At 62.4% G+C, this 13,596-nt stretch carries 15 protein-coding genes and 1 riboswitch; of the genes, 7 read left to right on the top strand and 8 right to left on the bottom strand.

Annotation, left to right across the window (positions count from 1 at the left end; translation table 11 throughout):
• Positions 1–25: 25 nt before the first annotated feature.
• The gene (locus MK6180000_RS01040; protein WP_138933038.1) at positions 26–1,783 is read right to left on the bottom strand and encodes a DUF4153 domain-containing protein; all 1,758 of its coding nucleotides are present in this window, start codon (positions 1,781–1,783) and stop codon (positions 26–28) included.
• Between the two features lie 173 nt (positions 1,784–1,956).
• Positions 1,957–2,063: riboswitch (TPP riboswitch) on the top strand.
• Between the two features lie 147 nt (positions 2,064–2,210).
• Here MK6180000_RS01040 and MK6180000_RS01035 point away from each other — a divergent pair.
• Genes MK6180000_RS01035 through MK6180000_RS01020 form a run of 4 tightly spaced genes read left to right on the top strand, consistent with a single transcriptional unit; the run spans position 2,211 to position 5,281 of the window.
• A complete protein-coding gene (locus tag MK6180000_RS01035) occupies positions 2,211–3,146 on the top strand; it encodes an ABC transporter substrate-binding protein (RefSeq protein WP_138933037.1) in 936 nt (311 codons plus the stop codon).
• On the top strand, positions 3,136–3,828 hold the full coding sequence (locus MK6180000_RS01030; protein ID WP_246040387.1) for a TenA family protein: 693 nt from the start codon (positions 3,136–3,138) through the stop codon (positions 3,826–3,828). The genes MK6180000_RS01035 and MK6180000_RS01030 overlap by 11 nt, the downstream gene beginning before the upstream one ends.
• Entirely contained in the window at positions 3,825–4,547 is a 723-nt protein-coding gene (locus MK6180000_RS01025) for an ABC transporter ATP-binding protein (RefSeq protein ID WP_138933036.1), read from the top strand. Before MK6180000_RS01030 ends, MK6180000_RS01025 begins: the two co-directional genes overlap by 4 nt.
• On the top strand, positions 4,544–5,281 hold the full coding sequence (locus tag MK6180000_RS01020) for an ABC transporter permease (protein WP_138933035.1): 738 nt from the start codon (positions 4,544–4,546) through the stop codon (positions 5,279–5,281). Before MK6180000_RS01025 ends, MK6180000_RS01020 begins: the two co-directional genes overlap by 4 nt.
• A gap of 20 nt (positions 5,282–5,301) precedes the next feature.
• On the opposite strand, the gene MK6180000_RS01015 is transcribed toward MK6180000_RS01020, so the two are convergent.
• Genes MK6180000_RS01015 through MK6180000_RS01000 form a run of 4 tightly spaced genes read right to left on the bottom strand, consistent with a single transcriptional unit; the run spans position 5,302 to position 8,813 of the window.
• Positions 5,302–6,864 (bottom strand): trimethylamine methyltransferase family protein, encoded by a 1,563-nt coding sequence (locus tag MK6180000_RS01015; RefSeq protein WP_138933034.1) that lies wholly within the window; start codon positions 6,862–6,864, stop codon positions 5,302–5,304.
• Positions 6,865–6,922: 58 nt separating this feature from the next.
• Positions 6,923–7,843, bottom strand: coding sequence for a DMT family transporter (locus MK6180000_RS01010; RefSeq protein WP_342777690.1), 921 nt, complete (start codon positions 7,841–7,843; stop codon positions 6,923–6,925).
• Positions 7,828–8,532 carry an HAD family hydrolase gene (locus MK6180000_RS01005; RefSeq protein WP_138933033.1) on the bottom strand — a complete coding sequence of 235 codons (705 nt, stop codon included), beginning with the start codon at positions 8,530–8,532 and terminating at the stop codon, positions 7,828–7,830. Before MK6180000_RS01005 ends, MK6180000_RS01010 begins: the two co-directional genes overlap by 16 nt.
• A complete protein-coding gene (locus MK6180000_RS01000) occupies positions 8,529–8,813 on the bottom strand; it encodes a DUF3572 domain-containing protein (RefSeq protein WP_138933032.1) in 285 nt (94 codons plus the stop codon). Before MK6180000_RS01000 ends, MK6180000_RS01005 begins: the two co-directional genes overlap by 4 nt.
• Before the next feature lie 87 nt (positions 8,814–8,900).
• On the opposite strand from MK6180000_RS01000, the gene MK6180000_RS00995 reads away from it, so the two are divergent.
• From MK6180000_RS00995 to MK6180000_RS00985, 3 genes are all read left to right on the top strand, one after another.
• Positions 8,901–10,298: a diguanylate cyclase gene (locus tag MK6180000_RS00995; protein ID WP_138933031.1), complete on the top strand. Its 1,398-nt coding sequence runs from the start codon at positions 8,901–8,903 to the stop codon at positions 10,296–10,298.
• Positions 10,299–10,441: 143 nt separating this feature from the next.
• Positions 10,442–10,831 carry a DUF983 domain-containing protein gene (locus tag MK6180000_RS00990; RefSeq protein WP_138933030.1) on the top strand — a complete coding sequence of 130 codons (390 nt, stop codon included), beginning with the start codon at positions 10,442–10,444 and terminating at the stop codon, positions 10,829–10,831.
• A complete protein-coding gene (locus MK6180000_RS00985; RefSeq protein WP_138933029.1) occupies positions 10,792–11,523 on the top strand; it encodes an NUDIX hydrolase in 732 nt (243 codons plus the stop codon). The genes MK6180000_RS00990 and MK6180000_RS00985 overlap by 40 nt, the downstream gene beginning before the upstream one ends.
• On the opposite strand, the gene MK6180000_RS00980 is transcribed toward MK6180000_RS00985, so the two are convergent.
• From MK6180000_RS00980 to MK6180000_RS00970, 3 genes are read right to left on the bottom strand one after another with little or no spacing between them, the layout of a single operon-like run.
• Complete coding sequence (locus MK6180000_RS00980; RefSeq protein ID WP_138933028.1) at positions 11,498–12,391, bottom strand: EamA family transporter; 894 nt, start codon at positions 12,389–12,391, stop codon at positions 11,498–11,500. The two genes, MK6180000_RS00985 and MK6180000_RS00980, sit on opposite strands and share 26 nt — an antisense overlap.
• Before the next feature lie 20 nt (positions 12,392–12,411).
• The gene (locus MK6180000_RS00975) at positions 12,412–13,296 is read right to left on the bottom strand and encodes a fatty acid desaturase (protein WP_138933027.1); all 885 of its coding nucleotides are present in this window, start codon (positions 13,294–13,296) and stop codon (positions 12,412–12,414) included.
• The gene (locus MK6180000_RS00970) at positions 13,283–13,495 is read right to left on the bottom strand and encodes a DUF2061 domain-containing protein (RefSeq protein ID WP_138933026.1); all 213 of its coding nucleotides are present in this window, start codon (positions 13,493–13,495) and stop codon (positions 13,283–13,285) included. Before MK6180000_RS00970 ends, MK6180000_RS00975 begins: the two co-directional genes overlap by 14 nt.
• Between the last annotated feature and the right edge of the window lie 101 nt (positions 13,496–13,596).

Here is a 13,596-nt window from a genome sequence, read left to right as displayed (position 1 = left end):
CAGTCTTAATAATTTACGAACGACGTCAGTTTTGCGGAAAGAGCCGCATCCCGCCGACCTCCAGCACCCAGCGCGGCGCGGGCAAGATATCAAAGCGGCCCGCGAAGATATCGTCTATAACATCAGGCTCCACGGCAGGATACCTGCCCTGCGCCAGATCGCGAGGATACCCGTCATTGATCAGCGCACCGTCCTTTAGCGAAAAGGACATAATGCGCGCGTTTCCTCCGGTCGTTGTGAAAAAGCCGATGACCTGCTCCGCTCCGCTGCCCTCAGGCTCGTACTGCGCGATGACCATGACGCAGCCGGGATGCCCGCCCGCAACGCGGCGTTTGCAGGCATCGACGATCATCCGCCTGTCGTCGCCGGGCAGACTGTTCAGCGCGCCGGGCGGCAACATGCGTCCTTCGGGGCGCACTGGCACGATACCGTCCATGTTCGAGATATCCGCATCGCCCTGCTCAGCCTCAAAGTTCCACTTACTCTCGATCCTATTAGCCTTGGAAATCAGCGCCACCAGCGCCTCATCGCCGCCGGCCTCTGCATCTGCCTTGAGCCGGGCTAGTCCTTGCTGGCCGACCTTGCCCCAGAGATGCGCCATTTCCCACAGCGCCAATTTATCGTTATCGATACCGCGTTCATAGCGGGCCAATTGGCTGGCGGTCGACAGACGCTCGGCGTTCAGCAGTGGCGTCAGCCATGCGGCGGCGATGGCCAGCGACACGAGGGCCATCCAGCGGTTCACGTGCCGCTGCCTCGCCCGCCAGCCACGCCGGCGAATGACAGCCCCCGCATAGGCCAGCGCATAGATCGTCGCCACTCCGGCAGCAATCAACGCGGCAACACGGTCAGGCGTCAGCCCATACTGATTCACCCGCAGCCACACCGCCCAAAGCGCGAGCAGGGCCGGCACCGGTAGCATAAGGCTTAATCCCCAAGCGGCGCCGCGCATCACTGGCCCCTGCACCGACAGGTCATTGTCGCGGTGGATTGCCGTCGTGATTAGCGTGACGCCTGCAGCCGTGACGCCCAGCAACGTTGCCGCTGCCGAATACTGGCCAAATAGATTGCCAAGGCCCCGTACCGGCAGCGCCAGAACGAAGATTGCCAAAACCACCAGCAGCGCAGGCAGCAGCACGCGGAGCAACTGGATCACCAAGAATGGCGAGACGTATTCGCGCAATTCGTGCACGATCGCGATTCCCAGACCCAGCGCGGCCCCGCTAATGAGATAGGGCATAGCGTCGATCTCGATCAGGTCCTCTATGATGTTTAGCCCGACAAGCCCCAACAGTTCGTTTGATAGCAGCAGAACGCCCCAGACGACGCCGACGAACAGCCACGCGGCGGCCCCGCGCACCACCAGCTCCCACGCCGCGTCAAAGAGCATCCCATAATGCCGCCAACCGCCATGCCGTTGCAGCGCAGCGATTACAAAAGGTGTCCCGATGGCCAAAAGGTAAAAGTAGGCAGCCAGACCATAACCATGGTCCAAAAATGCGCGGACATCTACGTGCCGGAAACTGGCCCATAGCAGCAGGGCCGCGGAGAGGACTGCCATTATCGTGGCCGCCGCAGCCGCCGGTACCAGGCGGACCGGCCCCAAAAGCGCGAGAAGTATCGAAAAGAAGCCCAGCCCCGCAGACACCAAAAGCAGCACAAGGCGCGCATTGCCGACCAGATCCGCCACCATCTCGATCAAAAACCACGCCGATAAACCGGCGACAGCCCCAACGAAGGCATATGACAGCCGCGTCGTGGCAGACTGGGATGGACGGATCATAGGCGGCTCTCCGGTTACAGTCGCGGCGGCTCGTTTCAGCGGCGCCTGAGGTTTCTTCGCATCCTACCGCGTTCAATCCAGAACATGAACGGCCGAATAAGGCGGCCATCGGTGGACCCGCGCAATAGGGCGCATACCCGCTTGCCCTCGCCCCGCCGCGCAGCTAGGTTTGGCAACATCCGTTGGGGGGCTCCGCATTGCCGGGGCTGAGAGGCGCAGATGCCGACCCATCGAACCTGATCCGGTCAGTACCGGCGTAGGGAACGGAGACATTGCACGGCGCGCCCGCGCCGCGCGCATCTTTGTATCTCCCCGCTCCGCCATCTGACCAACCATTGCACCGCGGCTATGCAGTGCGACGGGACCGCACTCTATCGCGGCGCCCAGGTCGCACGGGCCATGGCAGCCAGATACGGGAAAGTCACCGATGAAAGCCATCGCCCTCGCCGCCGCCCTTTTTGCCGCAACGCCCGCCCTCGCAGAGGACGAGCTGACCGTTGTGCTTGACTGGTTCGTCAACCCCAATCACGGCCCGATCATCATCGCGGAGGAGCGCGGATATTTCGCCGATGCCGGTCTCAAGGTCGAGGTGGTCGCACCTGCCGACGCGTCGGCCCCGCCAAAGATGGTGGCCGCAGGGCAGGCCGATCTAGCCGTATCCTACCAGCCGCAATTGCATATGCAGGTGGCCGAGGGGCTGCCGCTGATCCGCGTCGGCACGCTGGTTGCCAGCCCGCTGAACTGCCTGCTGACGCTAAAGGGTAGCCCGATTAAGGAGATCGCAGACCTCAAAGGGGCCAAGATAGGCTATTCCGTTGCCGGCGTCGAAGAGGCGCTGCTGACCGCCATCCTGTCGGCCCACGATGTTGCCCTAGCAGATGTCGAATTGATCAACGTCAACTGGTCGCTTGGCCCGTCGGTCATGTCGGGGCAGGTCGATGCCGTCATCGGCGCCTACCGCAATTTTGAGCTGAACCAGATGGATATAGAGGGCGTGCCCGGGCATTGCTTCTTTATCGAGGAGGAAGGTGTGCCGCCCTATGACGAGCTGATCTATGTCGCCAACCCCGAAACGATGGATACTGAAGTCATTTCGCGGTTTTTACGGGCGACCGAACTGGCAACGCAGTACATCGTCAACCACCCCGAGGACAGCTGGGAGATTTTCAAGTCAACCTCCACTGAATTGGATGATGAGCTGAATTCGCGCGCTTGGGTCGACACCATCCCCCGCTTTGCCCTGCGTCCGGCGGCGGTCGACGTCGCGCGCTACACTGGGTTTGAGAAGTTCATGAGCGAGGCAGGCCTTATCGACGGTATCCGCCCGCTATCGCAACTGGCCGTAGATCCCGGTGCGCGTTGATAAGGGCACGCAGGTGTATGGCGCGACCTTCTCTGCGTGGCGCGCCGAGGCGGCAGAGCCTTGGCAGGCCTATACGCACCACGCGTTTGTCGAGGGGCTGAAGGACGGCACGCTGCCACGCGCCGCTTACTTGAATTATCTGGTGCAGGACTACGTGTTTCTCATCCACTTCTCGCGTGCATGGGCACTAGCGGTGACCAAGGCCGAGACGGTCGAGGAAATGCGCTTTGGCGCTCGGATAGTTGATGCCTTGCTGAACGAGGAGATCGCACTGCACGTCGCCACCTGCGCAGCCGAGGGCATAGACGAAGCGACGCTTTTCGCCGCGCCCGAGGCGATGGAGAACATCGCTTATACGCGCTATGTGCTGGATGCAGGTCATTCGGGTGATTTTCTGGATCTGCTGGCGGCGCTGATGCCCTGCGTAATGGGATATGGAGAGATCGGTCTGCGGCTGGCGGCGGCAAAATGTGACACGCCCTATGCGGACTGGATCAGCACTTACGCAGGCGCAGATTACCAGCAGGTCTGCTACGAGGCAGGCGCACTACTGGACGCGGCCATTCTGCGCCGCCTTGGCGACGTGCCACAAGACAGCCCCCGCTGGGCGGCTTTATCGCACCGCTTCGCCACAGCCACTCGGCTAGAGGTCTCTTTCTGGGACATGGGTCTCGCGGGGTGAGCGCGCCGGGCATTTTCCTGCAAGGGCATGTTGCCATCGGCGATGCGCCCCTTGTTCCGCAGATCACGCTTAATGTTGCGCCGGGCAGTTGGACCTGTCTGCTGGGGCCATCGGGTGTAGGCAAATCCACGCTGCTGCGCCTGATCGCAGGTATCGCCGACGAGGCGGCGCTGACCGGCACGCTTACTGCCAGCGACGGCGCCCCGCTGACAGGGCGCGTGGCCCTGATGGCACAAAGCGATCTTCTGCTACCGTGGCTGAGCGTTCTAGATAATGTAATGTTGGGCGCGCGTTTGCGCGGCACTGATCCCCAGTCCGAACGCGCCGCCGCATTGCTGGAGCAGGTGGGCCTGATAGAGCACGCTGCCAAGCCGCCCGCTCAGCTGTCGGGCGGGCAACGCCAGCGCGCCGCCCTCGCCCGCACATTGATGGAGGACCGGCCCATCGTCCTGCTGGACGAGCCATTCTCGGCGCTGGATGCGCGCACCCGCGCCCAGGTGCAGGATCTGACGGCGCAGTTGCTGAACCATCACACCGTCCTCATGGTCACGCACGATCCGTCCGAGGCCGCGCGTCTGGGCGAGGCCATCCTTATCCTCAACGAACGCGGCCTCGCGCCATGGCCGGTCCCGCCGGGCGTGCCGCCGCGCGCAGTTGACGACGCCAAGACGCTAGAAGCTCAAGGTGCGCTACTGGCCGCCCTGAGAGCTGCCCCATGAGGCGCGCCGCCAATGCCGCTGCTGCCACCCTCGTCGCGCTCGCGGTGTGGCAGGGGCTGATCATCGCGACCGGCGTGCCGCGCTTTATCTTGCCCGGCCCGGCCCTTGTGGCCGAAACCCTCTGGACCAGCCGCGCATTGATCGCACATCACACCATGATCACCGGGATTGAGGTGCTGGCAGGCCTTGCTCTTGGTGCAGTCCTTGGCGGCCTAACGGCTATCGGCCTCGCCGCGTCGCCCATTGCGCGAAACTTAGTGCGCCCAATGCTGATCTTTAGCCAAGCCGTGCCGGTCTTTGCCCTCGCGCCGATCCTGACGCTGTGGTTCGGCTATGGCATAGGCTCCAAGGTCGTGATGACGCTGCTTGTGATCTACTTTCCGGTAACGTCAGCCTTTTTTGACGCGCTGATGCGGACGCCTCAGGCGTGGATAGACATGGCCCGCCTCATGGGGGCCAGCCCCGCGCGGATCATGCGCCATATCCGCATACCAGCCGCCCTGCCCGGATTCGCCTCGGGCCTGCGCCTAGCCGCAGTATACGCACCTATCGGCGCCATCATCGGCGAATGGGTCGGCGCGTCCAAAGGGCTGGGCTATCTTATGCTACTGGCAAATGGCCGGGCCAAGACAGACCTGATGTTTGCGGCGCTGATCGTGCTAGCGGTTTGCACCGTTCTGCTGCACGCTGCTGTCGACCGCGCCTGCCGGGCGACTTTGGATAAAAATGCCTGAGGATGCCTGCCTTGGCCACATCAGAAATCTGTTGGCGCGCCGCCTTCGGATTTTCGGCGGGCGACGAAATCAGCCAGCTCCTGGCGGACCGCGTCGTCAATAGGCGGCGCCTCAAAGCTGGCGATGATATCTTGGAATATCTGGTGGGCGCGCTCTGCCGTCCAGATGCCGCCTGCCGCCTCCCAGGCCTCAAAGTTGCGCCAATCGCTGAGGAAGGGCTGGTAGAACGCAGTCGTATAGCGATCCTGTGTGTGTTGGATGCCAAAGAAGTGGCCCTGGTCGCCGACCTCCGCGATAGCGTCGACAGCGATATCATCGGGCGTGGTGGCCGTCAGCATCGGGTCCATGTAGCGCTGGATGTGCTGTAGGATCTCGCAATCCATCACGAACTTTTCGGGCGACGCGATCAGCCCGCCCTCCAGCCAGCCGGCCGCATGATAGACCATGTGCGCGCCAGATTGCACAGCAGACCAAAGGCTGTTCGACGTCTCCCATGTTGCCTGCGCGTCGGGCACGTTAGCAGCGCAGACGCCGCTGGCGCGCATCGGCAACTTGTAGAGCCGCGCCAGTTGTCCGGTCATTTGCGTGGCGCGCATGTATTCGGGCGTGCCAAAGGCGGGCGCGCCTGATTTCATATCGACATTCGAGGTGAACGTGCCGATAGCGCAGGGCGCGCCGGGGCGGACCAACTGTGCCAGCACAACCGCCACAAGCGCCTCGGCTACAGATTGCGCCACCGCGCCTGCCATTGTCACAGGTGCCATGGCACCTGCCAGCGTGAAGGGTGTCACAATCAGCCCCTGCCCTCGGCGGGCAAGTCGCATCCAGCCATCCAGCATCGGCTCGTCATGCTTGAGCGGCGAGGTCGAATTGATGTTGGTATACATTCGCGGTGACGCATCGAACTCTGCATGGCTCAATCCGCCGGCGATGCGCACCATTTCCATCACGTCCTCAACGCGTTCTTTGCCCAGCGAATAGGCGTGCGCCACCTTGTCAGTCAGCGTCAGCTTGTCATAGAGCACGTCAAGGTGGCGGACCGAGGGGTGGATATCTTGCGGCTCGACCGGGTAGCCGCCGACAAAATGGATGCAGTTGAAATACTGGCTTAGCTTCAGCAGGTTCGCGCACATCTCGCGGGTGCCCGTCACTTTGCGGCCCAGCTTCATGTCCCAGTAACTGGGCGGCGACGACACATTGCCAAAGTTCAGGTGCCGCCCGCCGACGGTAATCTGCCGCTCTGGATTGCGCGGCGTGATCGTCCATTGCTCGGGCGCGGTTGCGATCTGCTCCATCACAAAATCGCGGCCCATGCGCAGGTTTGTACCGGAAATTGTGCAGCCGGTGGAGGCGCGGAATATCTCCAACGCCTCAGCGTTCAGGATCTCGATCCCGATCTCTTCGAGGATACGCATTGCCCCGTTATGAATGGCGGCGACACCTGCATCATCCAGCGGCTCGGTCGGGCGGTCGATATTGATGGGAGGGTTCCACGGCATCTGCTCAATGACGGCGCTGCCGCGCCGGTTTGCGGCGCCGGCCCGGCCGCCAGTGCGCTGTCTGCGCTTTTGTTCGTCCGCCATCGGGTAAGCCTCCGCATTGGATGGCCCCAACGAAGCACGGCGCCGGTCTCAGAGTTGTTCACTTTGCGGCAAGGTTTGTCGTTTTCGCATATCGGCGGCGCCCTTTTCGCCGCGCGTGCAGCAAGTAGAGTGCGATCGCCCCCACGACGATCCCGCCGCCCAGCACCATGGGCGGCGTTAGAGCCTCGTCCAGTACCAACCACACCCATGCAGGGCCCAGCACCGTCTCAAGCAACAGCAGCAGGCTAACGTTCGACGCCGCCGTATAGCGCGAGGCAAAGGATAGCGACAAAAACGACACCGGCAGGATGATGCAGCCCGTGATTGCGATCGCCCAGACATTGCCGTCCGTCATCTGCGCGGGTCCTGTTACCATCACGCCCGCCGCCCCGGCACATAGCGCGCCCACGCCGATCAGCAGCGGTATGGGCAGGGCGGGCCGCGACCGCAGCACCACAAAGTTCATCGCCAGCATCATTGCCACGCCAAGCCCTGCCACCGCGCCGAATACAACCGCGCCCGGCGTGGCCGACGCCTCGCCGCCGCCCAGCACGGCGATGCCGATGCCCAGCGCGACGACGGCGATTGTGATCCAGGTCGCGTTCGCCGTCCGCTCGCCCAATAACGCCCAAGCAAAAAGCGCGGCCCAGATTGGCGTCGTCGCAATGCCAAACAAGACGATGGCAACGGGGGCCGCGGCGATACCCAGCGCAAAGAGCGACGAATTGAAGAACTGGCAGCAGGCGATGGCGACCCCTGCACCGCTGGTCAGGAGGGCCAGATCAGCGCGCCGCGCCCGGCTGGTCAGCGCCCAGATCACGATCAGAGACGTACCCATGAATATTCCGCGCCAGCCCAACATTTGCGGCCCATTCATTCCAGACAGCCGCAGGAGCATCGCATCGGGCGTCAATACCAGCGCCCCGAACGCCGCCAGCATAAGGCCGAAGGCCGGGTGCCGCGTCACCGGTCCAGCCAATCCGGGATATGTCCGATATGGGGCAGGACGGCGTCTGCCAGCGGCGCAAGCTCGGGCGTCTCGGCGATGCCGGTCAGCACCCCCAGCGTATACATCCCCGCCGCACGCCCAGCCATCAGATCGTGCGTGCTGTCGCCCACCATGATGCAGCGTGCCGGATCCAGACCCGTCTGCCGCGCAAAGGCCAGAAGCGGCCCGGCGCCCGGCTTGGAGCCATGGCCGCTGTCATACCCGGCTACAAAGTCGAAATGCTCAAGTACGCCAGCATTACCCAGATGCGCGCGCGCGCCATGATCGCTGTCGTTCGTGACCAGCCCGAGTTTGAGGCCACGCGCCGCCAGCCCTTCCAGAAACGGGATCAGTGGCACTGCAGGCTGCAGAGGCGCGCCAGCAGACGATAGGTTCATATAGTCCTCAATCTCGTCCGCATCCGACCCCGGCATGGCGGCGGCCAGCGTTTCGGCACCTTCACGGCTCGTCGCGCCAATCAGTGGACTGGTCGGCAAGAAGCGACATTCAGCCAGATCAAATTGGATCGCACGGGCCAATGCGCCAGGATCGACATCATAGCTTGTTGCCAGATGGTTCAGCAGATCGCGGGTCCAATCCGCCCATGTAGTATGGAAATCGAACAGCGTGCCGTCCTTGTCAAAGATAACACCGTCTATTTTGCGTGGGGTGCTTATCATGTCCAATGCTCCTGCTGCCCGCCTGGCAGCATCGCGCGCGCCTGCATTGGGGCATCGGTCGGCAACTGTGTGGATGTGCAGAAGTCGATGACCCATTCATCGTTCATCATCACGAAATCCAAAACGCCGGCTAAAAAGGCCGGATCGCCCGCGCCGCTGCGCAAATCATCCTCACCTGCGCCCGTTGCACCAAGGAATACAGGGGTTAACTCGTCATTTGCGAGCAACCATCCAAGGCAGCGTATGGCGATCGTCTCGGCGGATTCCCGCGTATATTTCATGACTGTCACATTCCCAGAAAGGTTTTCTTAACTTCTGGCACGGATAGTCGAGCGTGAGAATAGGGCAAGTCAGAAAGGCGTTAGCCCATGTCAGGGAAAATTTTGATCGTGGACGCTGTGGCGACCAACAGGATCGTGTTGAAGGTCAAGCTTTCGGCGGCGCATTTTGACGTGCATCAGGCATCTTCGGGTGCCGGTGCGATGTCTATGGCGCGCGGATTGCAGCCGGATCTTATCATTTTGGGCGCGGCCCTAACGGATATGACCTATGCCGAACTGATCAACGCAGTTCGCGCGAGGCCTGATTTGGCCATCGTTCCCATCGTCGCGCTATTGCCCGAGGATACGGGCGAGGCGCGCGTGGCAGCGCTGGCTGCCGGGGCCGATGACGTCATCTCACAGCCGATAGATGAGCGGATCATGCTGGCGCGCTTGCGCGGTTTGCTCCGCCAGCACCACGCGTTGCAGGACATGCGCCTGAACGCGGGGCCGGACTGCGCCGCCGGCTTTGGCGAGGCCCAAGGCGGGCTGTTGCGTGCCGGGCGGATCACCGTTCTGGGGGTCGAAATGGCCGATGCGATGGCCCTGCGGACACGGCTGCGCAGTGTCTGCCGTCATCAGATCTCTGCAACCCAGTCAGGTGGCTCGATTTCCGGCACGTCTGGCGACCGGGCGGCAGATGTCTTTGTCCTACTGCTGCCTGCGGGATATGAGAGTGCTGGCCTTGACCTGATGGCCGAATTGCGCGCATCGCCAGAAGTGCGCCACAGCCGGATCGTCTGCCTTGTGCCCGAAGGCGCACGTGCGCTAGCTGCAAGCCTGCTGGATCTGGGCGCGAGCGACGTGATTATCGGCGACACCGGTCTGGATGAGTTGGCGCTACGCCTGACCCGTCAGATCCAGCTCAAGCAGTCGATTGACCATTTGCGAACCCGGCTACATGACGGGCTGCGCGCGGCGATGATTGATCCGCTGACGGGCCTTTATAACCGCCGCTTTGCCATGCCTTTCCTAAAGGATCTCGCGGCGCGGACCGGTCCGCAAGCTCGGGGATTTGCTGTGATGGTGGCCGACTTGGACCACTTCAAGCAGATCAATGACCGGCTGGGCCATGCGGCAGGCGACCGCGTGCTGTGCCACGTCGCTGACATTCTGGGCAACTCGGTGCGAGAGGGCGACATGGTTGCCCGCATCGGTGGCGAGGAATTCCTGATCGTCATGCCCGCCACGGACGGTGCGGAGGCGCGGCGCACAGCCGACTTGCTGTGCCGTCGCATCGGCGAGGCCGGGATCATGCTGCGCGGTCATATCAATCCCGCACACGTGACTGTCAGCATTGGCGTGGCTATGGGCGAGCCCGGCGCGCGCGGTGAGGATCTGGGCGGGTATGTCGATACCCTCTTTGATCAGGCCGATCGCGCGCTCTACAGGGCAAAGGCGCGCGGGCGTAATACCGTCACGATCAGTGCCCGGCCAGCGGCCTAACAGTCAGTCGGGGGTATTGATCTAGCCGCTTTTCAGCTTTCGACGCGCGACAAATGCGCGCGACGAGCGCCTCAGGGTCCCTTGCCTCTTTCAATTGTGGCGCGCGTGGCCCAAGTTGCGCGTGACACAGTTTCGAGGCTGCGATGATAGATCAAGCAATCCAAACCGAAGAACGCGCGCTTTGGCCCGCGCTGCGTCGTGGCTTTCGCCGCAAATGTCCCAACTGCGGATCGGGCCAACTGCTTAAAACTTACCTCAAAGTGCGAGACACCTGCTCTGTCTGCCGCGAGGATCTATCCCAGCACCGCGCGGATGATGGTCCTGCCTATCTGACAATTCTGATCGTCGGGCACATCATGGCCCCCGGTCTGCATATAGTGTTCGTCAATTTTCGCCCCGAGCCGATGACGCTGTTCACCATCTTCGCGGTCGGTTCTGTTGGGCTCTCCCTCTATCTTCTGCCTCGGCTCAAGGGCGCCATCGTAGGGTTCCAATGGGCGCGCCAGATGCACGGCTTCGGCTCTGGCGCGTGAGCGCGAGCTCGCCTCCGATCCGGGATGCTGCCACAGTCATCGTACTGCGTAAGGATGGACCTGTCCCGCACGTACTTATGGGGCAGCGGGGGGCAACGGCTGCCTTTATGCCAAGCAAGTTCGTCTTTCCCGGTGGCGCAGTTGATCCGGGCGACGCGCATGTTCCGTTGGTGATGTCATTGCCTGCCCTATGCTCCGACCGGCTGGCCGAGGACGCCGCGCCTGGCCTGCATCATGCGCTCGCCGCCGCTGCGATTCGCGAGCTTTGGGAAGAGGCCGGGCTGATCATCGGCCGCCCAGGCGCCTGGGACGTGGAAGTACCCTCAGATTGGGCCAGCTTTGCCGCGCGCGGCTACCTGCCTGATGCGGGCGCGCTGCAATTTGTGTTCCGCGCAATCACGCCGCCGGGCCGCCCGCGCCGCTTTGACGCGCGGTTTTTTCAGGTCGACGCCACCCATATTGTCGGCGATCTGGACGATTTCGGCGCCGCCTGCGAAGAGCTGTCTCACTTGCAATGGATCCCTCTGCCCGAGGCGCGCCGGTTCGACCTGCCTTTTATTACCGAGGTGGTTCTGGCGGAAATCGCGGCGCGCGCAGGTGATCCAGCGCCCCCCGCGTCGGTCCCTTTCTTTCGCAACAATGATGAGGAAAGCCTGTTCCTGCGCCTCAGCGGAGCAAGCCCACTGCAATAATCGACGCGGTGACTAGCGCAATGCCTACCCCTTCACGCGGTGTCATCCGCTCGCCAAACACGGCGCGCGATGCGATCATCGAAAATATCAGTTCGACCTGCCCCACAGCAAAAACATATGCCGCATTCTGCAGCGTGAACGCGGTAAAAAGGCACAGACTGCCCCCCAGTCCCGCCAGCCCGATCCACACTGCAACGCGGCGGGCTGCAAACACCCGGCCGATCTGGCCCGGCTCGCGCCAACGCAGCCAAAGCACCATTGCAATTGCTTGCGCTGCAACCACGGCGGCCAGCGTGACAACCGCGCGCATCAGCGCGTCGTCCGATGCAATCTGTAGGGTCGCGCCGCGATATGTAACCGCCGACACCGCAAATAGTGCGCCAGCCAACAAGCCAAGACCTGCTGCCCGGTTGATTACTCGCCAGCGCGCGGCCCCCGCCCCGCCCGACAAGATCAGCACGCCGACCAGCCCCACCAACATAGCAGCGAGCCCGGCGGCACCGATCCGATCGCCCAGTATCACCAGCCCGACCAGCGCGGTCTGGACCACCTCGGTTTTTTTGAACGCGATCCCCACAGCAAAATTGCGCGCGGCGAATAGCGCGACCATGCACCAGGTCGCCACAATCTGCGCCGCGCCGCCGGACAGCGCGTAGACCCAGAAGAGTGGCGTGAACTCCGGAAATCCGGCACCCTGATACCAGACGTACCCGGCAGCCAGTACCAGAATGAACGGCATCGAATAGCCAAAGCGCGCGAATGTCGCGCCGCCCGTAGACAGCGGCCCCATGCTCAGCCGTTTTTGCAGCAAAAAACGCAGCGTCTGAAACGCGGCGGCAGCAACCGAGAGAAGGATCCATGCAGGCATGGCGCCCTCATGCCCTCTATTCAGGGCCGAGGCCATAGCGGATGCGGCACGTCGTCCTTGGTGCGTAGGAAATGGTGGCGAAAAATCTGGGCGTAGCTGCGATAAACGTAGCTATCATTTCGCGCCAGATAGTGCGCCCGATTTTGCGCATAAAGGTGCGGCAGGCGATACCATGCAGTCTGCGGGTGCATATGATGCACGACGTGGTAATTGTTGTTCAGAAACAACAGGGCCAGCGGCCCGCGATCCTCGACCACTACGGTGCGACCGCTGGCGCGCTCGTGGGCGCGATGTTCCAGAAAGGTGCGGATTTTCAGCAGGGACATCGACCCATAGGCTGCAACCAGATAGGCCCAGATTGGCATGGGCGCGGCCCAGACCCAGATCAGAACAGGCGTTAAGGCCGCAAGATGTGCCAGCCAAGCGCGCCTGATACCTGCGTCACCCGCGCGGATCGCGCGCCAATCGCCACGCAAAAAAACGGTCATTCCGACGATGGGCCCAATAATCAACCGGCCCAGCAGCGTGTTATTGAACATCAGCGCCAGTTGAATGGCGCGCGGCAGGCGCGCCCAGACCACAGGGTCCAGATAGTTCGTTTCGGGGTCGTCATAGGGATCAGTCAGCAGCGCATCATTATGGTGCGCCAAATGTGTGGCGCGAAAGCGCTGATACGGCACCAGGAGGCCCAGCGACGGCCAGACCGCCGCGACGTTTGCGCGCTCGCTGGCAAAGGGATGGCCGTGCAGCGCCTCATGGCTCAGCGATGAATGTTGCGCAATGGCGAGCGCTGCCAGAACCATGCCCAGCGGCAGCCAGAATTCGGCGGCCCACGTCGTCGCCAGCGCCCAGATCGCATAGGTCAGAGCCAGCACCGCCAGAGTGGGCCATTCAGGTTTGCGCATCGACGCGCCCCCACGTAATTCGCGACCAAATCCGTTCGTAAAGAAAATAAAGGCTTAGCCCGATTGCGGTGTTGATCACTGCCATGGCACCGCCTGCTCCGGCAGAGCCTGTTACCAGATAGCCAACGATGCTCATTATCGCGAGGCCGCTGATGTTCCAGATGATCGCCTTGACCAATGTGCGGCGGGGCCGTTCCATAGATGCTCCATAGGTGATGTGATGCCTCAGTCGTATAGTGGCGCGCGTATGTGGAACATTCCGTATGTAGTTAACATTCTGCTACATCTGTGATAGTTATC

Origin of the sequence: Roseovarius arcticus (assembly GCF_006125015.1) — a bacterium.
In the GTDB taxonomy this organism is placed as follows: domain Bacteria; phylum Pseudomonadota; class Alphaproteobacteria; order Rhodobacterales; family Rhodobacteraceae; genus Roseovarius; species Roseovarius arcticus.
Note: the sequence above shows the minus strand (reverse complement) of the source record. Positions and strands in the feature narration are given on the sequence as shown.

What these genes read in the sequence shown, in the direction of transcription:
- MK6180000_RS00990 (WP_138933030.1), top strand. Translation starts at nt 10,442, where the DNA reads ATGATAGATCAAGCAATCCAAACCGAAGAACGCGCGCTTTGGCCCGCG.
- MK6180000_RS00970 (WP_138933026.1), bottom strand. Translation starts at nt 13,495, where the DNA reads ATGGAACGGCCCCGCCGCACATTGGTCAAGGCGATCATCTGGAACATC.
- MK6180000_RS01005 (WP_138933033.1), bottom strand. Translation starts at nt 8,532, where the DNA reads ATGATAAGCACCCCACGCAAAATAGACGGTGTTATCTTTGACAAGGAC.
- MK6180000_RS01020 (WP_138933035.1), top strand. Translation starts at nt 4,544, where the DNA reads ATGAGGCGCGCCGCCAATGCCGCTGCTGCCACCCTCGTCGCGCTCGCG.
- MK6180000_RS01000 (WP_138933032.1), bottom strand. Translation starts at nt 8,813, where the DNA reads ATGAAATATACGCGGGAATCCGCCGAGACGATCGCCATACGCTGCCTT.
- MK6180000_RS00975 (WP_138933027.1), bottom strand. Translation starts at nt 13,296, where the DNA reads ATGCGCAAACCTGAATGGCCCACTCTGGCGGTGCTGGCTCTGACCTAT.
- MK6180000_RS00995 (WP_138933031.1), top strand. Translation starts at nt 8,901, where the DNA reads ATGTCAGGGAAAATTTTGATCGTGGACGCTGTGGCGACCAACAGGATC.
- MK6180000_RS00985 (WP_138933029.1), top strand. Translation starts at nt 10,792, where the DNA reads ATGGGCGCGCCAGATGCACGGCTTCGGCTCTGGCGCGTGAGCGCGAGC.
- MK6180000_RS01040 (WP_138933038.1), bottom strand. Translation starts at nt 1,783, where the DNA reads ATGATCCGTCCATCCCAGTCTGCCACGACGCGGCTGTCATATGCCTTC.
- MK6180000_RS01015 (WP_138933034.1), bottom strand. Translation starts at nt 6,864, where the DNA reads ATGGCGGACGAACAAAAGCGCAGACAGCGCACTGGCGGCCGGGCCGGC.
- MK6180000_RS01035 (WP_138933037.1), top strand. Translation starts at nt 2,211, where the DNA reads ATGAAAGCCATCGCCCTCGCCGCCGCCCTTTTTGCCGCAACGCCCGCC.
- MK6180000_RS00980 (WP_138933028.1), bottom strand. Translation starts at nt 12,391, where the DNA reads ATGCCTGCATGGATCCTTCTCTCGGTTGCTGCCGCCGCGTTTCAGACG.